Below are 7,137 nucleotides of genomic sequence, written 5' to 3'. Positions count from 1 at the left end.
CACCGGTGATTCCGGTGCAGGCTTCTGGTTGTCACAGAGCGTGTCGCGTTTAGTTCTATCCACTGCGCTCGCTCTGTCTCCTTGTCTTTCCACATGTCGTTTTCGGAAAACCGGTATCCACTTTTCCGCGACATGCTTTAGCTTGCCAGATCAGAAGTCGAACAACTCGCCCAGCAGCGATTTCTTTTTACGATATGGCTTGCCATGGCTGTAATCATCATGATCACGGCGGTCACAGTCATAATCGCGATCACGGTCATGACCGCGGCTGTCGGAGCGGTGATCATCCTTGCTCGCTGTGCGCACAGGTTCTGCAGGAACTGAGCGCTCAATAATCTTGTCCAGCTCACCACGATCCAGCCATACACCACGGCATTTCGGGCAATAGTCGATTTCAATTCCCTGCCGGTCAGACATGACAAGCTCGGTATTATCGATAGGGCAAAGCATTATTAAGGGCCTCCTGATTGGTCAGGATTTGCACTTGGGTTGCGAATTGTGGTTTTTCAAGTGCGAGACCACAGTTTTATCTCTGCCCGCCCATATTTCATCTCATCAGACAAATTCCGCTTAATCCATTGACGGAACAATACTTTTGATGATCGTGCGGTCAAGTTCTTCATACTGGTTCAGCCCGATTGCATCATAAAGTTCGGCACGGGTCTGCATTTCATCAATCATGGCTTTGGTGGCACCATCCCGCTTGATCGTGGCATAGAGTTTTTCCTGCGCTTTATTGGCGACACGCAGAGAGGACACCGGCCAGATCACCATTTTATAACCCATTTCCTCAAATTCCTGCGCGGTGAAGAAAGGGGTGCGGCCAAACTCAGTCATATTGGCCAGCAACGGTACGCCGGGCATGCGTCTGGCAAATTCACGGAACATTTCGGCCGTGTTCAGTGCCTCTGGGAAAATCGCATCGGCACCAGCTTCCATATACATCTTGGCGCGTGCCACAGCCCCGTCCATGCCTTCACTGGCTGCCGCATCGGTACGGGCAATCAGATATAAATGACGGCGTGCCTTGGCAGCAGCAGCAACTTTCGCGGCCATGTCCTCGGCACCGGCCAGTTTCTTGTCATTCAGATGGCCGCATTTCTTCGGCAAAAGCTGATCTTCAATATGTACAGCAGCAGCGCCTGCATCTTCAAATGTGCGCACCATATGCATCACATTGAGCGCCTCGCCATAACCGGTGTCGCCATCGACCACGAGCGGCAGACCACTGGAGCGGGCAATCTGACGAATGAAAAACGCAACCTCGTCCACGGTGATAATACCGAGATCCGGCAAGCCCATTGAAGCAGTCATAGCCGCGCCGGAGAGGTAAAGCCCTTCGAAACCGGCATTTCGTGCCTGAATGGCGGCCATACCATTATGCGCACCCGGCAATTGCACAATGCCGGGTCTGTTCATCAATTCACGGAACCGCTCACCGGCGGGTTTGGTTGGCAGATCGGAAGCAGATAAATAAGGCATGATACTCACTCAGGCTGTCTCAGTTAAATAGTCTTGGGAGTTGCTGCGGATCGTTCATCAATCGGCACAAAAGTCAGATTGTCAGGGCCGATATAATTCGCGGACGGACGGATAATCTTGTTATCAATGCGCTGTTCGATAATATGCGCTGCCCAGCCGGAGGTGCGGGCAATCACAAAAAGCGGCGTAAACATTGCGGTCGGCACACCGAGAATGTGGTAGGAAACAGCACTGAACCAATCGAGGTTCGGGAACATTTTCTTGTTGTCCATCATCACCGTTTCAATACGCTCGGCAATGTCGAACATTTTCGTGATACCCGCCTCTTCCGACAGTTCCAGCGCGACTTTCTTGATAATCTCATTACGCGGATCGGCAATCGTATAGACCGGATGGCCGAAACCGATCACTACCTGTTTCTGTTCAAGCTGGCGCAGAATATCGGCCTCCGCTTCATCAGGATCGGCATAACGCTGCTGAATTTCCAGCGCCACTTCATTGGCGCCACCATGTTTCGGGCCGCGCAGCGCACCGATAGCACCGGCAATGCAGGAATAAACATCCGAACCCGTGCCCGCGATGGTACGCGCTGTGAAAGTAGACGCGTTAAACTCATGCTCTGCATAAAGGATCAACGAGATATTCATCGCCCGCACGGCTGCCGGTGTCGGTTCTTTGCCGTGGAGAACACGCAGGAAATGCCCGCCGATTGTGTCATCATCGGTTTCCAGCTCAACCCTGCGGCCATGATGGGCAAAGTGATACCAATAGAGCAACATAGAACCGAGAGAAGCCATCAGCCGGTCGGCGATATCTTTGGCACCAGCCTGAGGATGCCCGCTGACTTCCGGAAGCACGCAACCGAGGACGGAAACGCCGGTACGCATCACATCCATCGGATGGCTGGCGGCTGGCAGCAATTCGAGCGCCGCCTTCACATTGGTCGGCAGACCACGCATCGCTTTGAGCTTTTGCTGATAGGCAATCAATTCGCGTTTGGTCGGCAGCGTGCCATGCACCAGCAAATGCGCGACTTCTTCAAAATCGCATTGCAAGGCAAGATCATGAATATCGAAGCCGCGATAATGCAGATCATTACCGCTGCGCCCCACGGTACAAAGGGCAGTATTACCGGCAACCACGCCGGACAGTGCCACGGATTTCTTTTTTGGCGGTGTCACCGGTGCATTTGTTTCACTTTCTGCAATGCTCATCATTCTCTCCCTTGGCTGCAAAGCACCATCTCCGATCCCTCCCGGATCATTGCGGAGACTATGCCTGCAACTCAGATTGTGCGTTGCGGATAACGGGTGCCATCAAATGCGGCACCCGCAGAGACCCACTCAACTCTGCCAGTCAAAAATGCCATGCGCTTTGCCCGGTTCGCATTTGCCCGGCAGCGCAGTAATATTAAGCCCAGCCAGTTCATCTGCTGACAATTCGGTCAGGCGTTCAACGGTTTTGATGAAACGATCCTGCTCTTGCTCGCTGATAATACCCTCAGCCAGTGTGCGGAATTTACGGACATAATCCGGCCGTTTAAACGGACGGGCGCCCAACGGATGCGCATCGGCCAGCGCCAGCTCATCTTCAATCACCGAACCATCCTGCATGGTAATCACCACGCGGGCACCAAAGGCTTTTTCATTCGGATCATGGCTGTGATAGCGCTTTGTCCATGCCGGATCTTCCACCGTGCTGACCTTGTGCCAGAGCGCAACTGTCTCCGGACGTTTGGCACGCTCCGGTGCATAGGAATGCTCATGGTGCCATGTGCCGTCTTCCAGTGCGACTGCAAAAATATACATGATCGAATGGTCAAGCGTTTCACGGCTGGCATTCGGATCCATTTTCTGCGGATCATTGGCACCGGTACCAATCACATAATGCGTATGATGGCTGGTATGCAGCACAATGCTGGCAATCTTGGAGAAATCCTTGACACTTGAACGCATACGCCGTGCCAAATCGATCAGCGCCTGACTCTGATACTCAGCCGAATGTTCCTTCGTATAAGTGTCCATGATCGCACGTTTGCGCTCTCCGATTTCCGGCACCGGCACAAAATATTCAGCCTTCGGGCCACCAAGCAGCCATGCGATGAAACCGTCTTCACCTTCCCATGCAGGAGACGGCGCACCCTCACCGCGCATGATACGGTCAACGGCTTCCACTGCCATTTTACCGGCAAAGGCAGGCGCATAGGCTTTCCAGCTGGAAATTTCGCCCTTACGCGACTGACGCGTGGTGGTTGTGGTGTGCAGACCCTGCTGAATAGCCTGATAAATCTGCTCGGTGCTTAAGCCCAACATGGTGCCGATACCGGCCGCTGCCGATGGCCCGAGATGGGCAATATGGTCGATTTTATACTCGTGCAGACAGATGCCCTTCACGAGATTGACCTGAATTTCATAACCGGTAGCAATACCGCGCGCCAGCGCAGAACCGTTGAGGCCACAATGCTGCGCAACCGCCAGCATCGACGGAATATTATCCGCCGGATGGGAATAATCGGCTGCGAGGAATGTATCGTGGAAATCCAGTTCGCGTACCGCAACACCATTCGCCCATGCTGCCCATTCCGGTGACACGCGCTGATCCGCAGGCAGGCCGAACACTGTGGCACCGCGCTTATAAGGATGGGCAAGTGCCTGCATTCTTGCACTGACAACCGGACGGCGCATCAATGATGCCGCCGCCACAGACGCATTGTCGATGATACGGTTGCCGATCATCTCAACCACATCATCGTCCAGCGGCACATCATCGGCAGCCATAGCGGCAAATTTCCATGCCAGCTGATCCTCACGCGCCAGATGTTCTGCAGATTTATAGGTACGCACTTTATGGAGTTTCACAGAAAAATCCCTCTCTGTCTTAGCCAAAGACTATGACAACCCGTTTCTGCCGTCCTCCGACAGCAGTCAATTGTGTAACTTGCGAAGCCGAATGCACTCTGTAAACCAACTATACAGCGGCAAATCTTTGCGCCTATGGCTGAAAAAGCGAAGTGACGGCGGTGATTTTTTGTGAAATTGTGAAACTTGCGAAGTCGTCACAGTTTCGCAAACCGCATGCAAATAAAAGGAATGACGAGAACAGCGTTGATCTGAAAGGTCGGGAGGGCCCGAAGAATGCGTAAGACTTTTGTTGGCATAAAATTGAGAAAACTACGGGAAGAGCGTCAGCTCACCCAGATGTCTCTGGCAAAAAGCCTAGGGATTTCTTTGAGTTATCTCAACCAGATTGAGAATAATCAGCGCCCGCTGACCGTGCAGGTTTTGTTACGGCTCAATGAGGTTTTCGGCATTGATGTTCAGCTTTTTTCTGAAGCCGATGAGGCGCGGCTGTTCAGTGATTTGCGCGAAGTTTTTGCTGATCCGCGTTTGAATGAGCAGCTCGGCAAAACTGAAATCCGCGAACTTGCCGCCAATATGCCCGCTGTCGGACGGCTGATTGTGGAAATGCATAAACAGCTTGGCGAAGCGCAGGAACAATCTGCATATCTTGCAAACCAGCTTGGCAATGACCGCTCCGCCGATCTGCCGGTGATGCTCTCCACACCCTATGAGGAAGTGCGCGAATATTTCTATGCACACCGCAATTATATTCCGGAACTCGACCATGAAGGTGAGGCGCTGAGCCACAAACTCGGTCTTCCTGTCGGCAAAATGAAACATGCGCTGGCAGAGCGGCTGATGCAAATGCACGGCGTGCGGCTGGTTGAGCAATCAGGTCCCGACAGTTCAGACAAGGTTCGTCATTACGACAGCAGCACCCGCCTGCTCTCTCTCTCCCCGCGTCTTGATGAAGGCCAGCAGGCCTTTCAGCTGGCAACGCAAATCGCCTTTATGGAACAGAAACATCTGCTGGATCAGTTATTGGAAAAGACGGCATTCTCCAGCCCTGAAGCACGGGTACTGGCGCGGATCGGACTTGCCAATTATTTCGCCGGTGCCGTGCTGATGCCCTATATGCATTTTCTGCAAAGTGCAGAACAATTACGCTATGATATTGAATTACTTGGGCAAAAATATGCCGTGAGTTTCGAAACCATTTGCCACCGGCTCAGCACTTTGCAACGGCCGGAGGCACGCGGCGTGCCGTTTTTCTTCATCCGCGTGGATCGTGCGGGCAATATTTCCAAGCGTCAGTCAGCGACCGATTTTCACTTTTCACGCTTTGGCGGCACATGCCCGCTGTGGAATATTTATGCGGCTTTTTCCTCACCGGATCGTATTCTGACTCAGCAGGCGGAAATGCCGGACGGCCGCACTTATTTCTGGATTGCCAAAATGATCCGTCACCGGCAGGGCGGCTATAAAGCGCCGTCAAAAAGCTTTGCCATCGCATTGGGTTGTGATCTGCATCATGCCGACCGGCTGGTCTATTCCAAAGGTATGATCCTTGATGATCCGGCGGCACGTACACCGATCGGCGCAGGATGTAAAATCTGCGAACGGCAAAAATGCCCGCAACGTGCCTTCCCGCCGCTCTATTCCACAATACAGGTTGATGAGGCGCAGACGAATTTTGCTCCTTATATGACCGCCTGAGAAGTGATTGCCTCCCGTCAGGGCACTGAATTCAAAGGAGTTTTTTCTTATTATACTAAAGTATAATGTGGTTTCTATCTATATCAGAAAGGTTGACAAGTCGCGCCGGTCTTTTCATGTTCACTGCAGAGGATATTCCAGAGGGAGAGAGAATATGAAATTTGGCAAAAATTTTCGCCGCTTTATGGCCGCAGCTGTTTTGGGAACGGCAGCACTCGGCGTAACCATTGCAACTGCACAATCACCTTCGTTTTTCCGTATCGGCACCGGCGGTACCGCAGGCACTTATTATCCGATCGGCGGATTGATCGCCAATGCGATCTCCGGCAATGGCGATCAGGGCGTTCCGGGTCTGGTGGCAACCGCAGTCTCTTCCAACGGTTCTGTCGCCAATATTAATGCAGTACAAAGCGGTGGTCTTGAAGCCGGTTTTACCCAGTCTGACGTCGCCTATTGGGCCTATACCGGCACCGGCCTTTATGAAGGCAAAGGCAAGGTAGAAAATCTGCGTCTGATCGCAACACTCTATCCGGAAACCGTGCATCTGGTTGCCCGTAAAGATGCAGGCATCAAATCTGTTGCTGATCTCAAAGGCAAACGCGTCTCACTTGATGAGCCAGGTTCCGGTACCATTGTCGATGCCCGTATTGTACTTGGTGCCTATGGCATGACAGAAAAAGACGTGAAGGCAGAATATCTGAAACCGGGTCCTGCCGGTGACCGCCTGAAAGACGGCGCACTGGATGCCTATTTCTTTGTTGGCGGCTACCCGACCGGTGCGATTTCCGAACTCGCCAGCACCAATGGTATTTCTCTGGTTCCGATTGAAGGACCGGAAATGGAGAAAATCCTCAAAGAATACAGCTTCTTCGCCAAGGATACTGTACCGGCCGATACTTATAAAGATGTCGGTGCAACCGATACAATTTCCGTTGCCGCCCAGATGGTGACAAGTGCGAAACAGTCCGATGAACTGGTCTATAACATCACCAAGACCATGTGGAATGACGCAACCCGCAAGGCGCTGGACGCCGGCCATGCAAAGGGTAAAATGATTACCCTGCAGAATGCAGTGACCAGCCTTGGTATTCCGCTGCAT

The 7,137-nt window shown here is 52.5% G+C and carries 6 protein-coding genes; 2 read left to right on the top strand and 4 right to left on the bottom strand.

The genetic code is table 11. The annotated features are described in order from the left end of the window. Window positions 1-150: 150 nt before the first annotated feature. The 4 genes from A918_RS0115885 to A918_RS0115870 all read right to left on the bottom strand — a co-directional run bounded on the left by A918_RS0115885 (window position 151) and on the right by A918_RS0115870 (window position 4,340). Complete coding sequence (locus A918_RS0115885; RefSeq protein ID WP_022712008.1) at window positions 151-450, bottom strand: zf-TFIIB domain-containing protein; 300 nt, start codon at window positions 448-450, stop codon at window positions 151-153. A 120-nt stretch (window positions 451-570) separates the two neighbouring features. Next, a complete protein-coding gene (prpB, locus tag A918_RS0115880; protein ID WP_022712007.1) occupies window positions 571-1,482 on the bottom strand; it encodes a methylisocitrate lyase in 912 nt (303 codons plus the stop codon). A gap of 23 nt (window positions 1,483-1,505) precedes the next feature. Then, window positions 1,506-2,696, bottom strand: coding sequence for a 2-methylcitrate synthase (gene prpC, locus A918_RS0115875; protein WP_022712006.1), 1,191 nt, complete (start codon window positions 2,694-2,696; stop codon window positions 1,506-1,508). 129 nt (window positions 2,697-2,825) lie between these two features. Further along, window positions 2,826-4,340 carry an MmgE/PrpD family protein gene (locus tag A918_RS0115870; RefSeq protein WP_022712005.1) on the bottom strand — a complete coding sequence of 505 codons (1,515 nt, stop codon included), beginning with the start codon at window positions 4,338-4,340 and terminating at the stop codon, window positions 2,826-2,828. A 276-nt stretch (window positions 4,341-4,616) separates the two neighbouring features. Between A918_RS0115870 and A918_RS0115865 the strand changes: the two genes are divergently transcribed. Both A918_RS0115865 and A918_RS0115860 read left to right on the top strand, forming a co-directional pair. Then, window positions 4,617-6,038, top strand: a complete 1,422-nt coding sequence (locus A918_RS0115865) for a short-chain fatty acyl-CoA regulator family protein (protein WP_022712004.1) — start codon at window positions 4,617-4,619, stop codon at window positions 6,036-6,038. A gap of 154 nt (window positions 6,039-6,192) precedes the next feature. Next, on the top strand, window positions 6,193-7,137 hold a 945-nt coding region (locus A918_RS0115860), incomplete at its 3' end, for a TAXI family TRAP transporter solute-binding subunit (protein ID WP_022712003.1).

It is taken from the genome of Pseudochrobactrum sp. AO18b (assembly GCF_000409565.1).
Lineage (GTDB): Bacteria > Pseudomonadota > Alphaproteobacteria > Rhizobiales > Rhizobiaceae > Pseudochrobactrum > Pseudochrobactrum saccharolyticum.
This window is presented reverse-complemented; position numbering and strand designations above follow the sequence as displayed.

Excerpts from the sequence above, each read along its gene's own strand:
- A918_RS0115885 (WP_022712008.1), bottom strand. The coding sequence starts at position 450 with ATGCTTTGCCCTATCGATAATACCGAGCTTGTCATGTCTGACCGGCAG.
- prpB (WP_022712007.1), bottom strand. The coding sequence starts at position 1,482 with ATGCCTTATTTATCTGCTTCCGATCTGCCAACCAAACCCGCCGGTGAG.
- prpC (WP_022712006.1), bottom strand. The coding sequence starts at position 2,696 with ATGAGCATTGCAGAAAGTGAAACAAATGCACCGGTGACACCGCCAAAA.
- A918_RS0115865 (WP_022712004.1), top strand. The coding sequence starts at position 4,617 with ATGCGTAAGACTTTTGTTGGCATAAAATTGAGAAAACTACGGGAAGAG.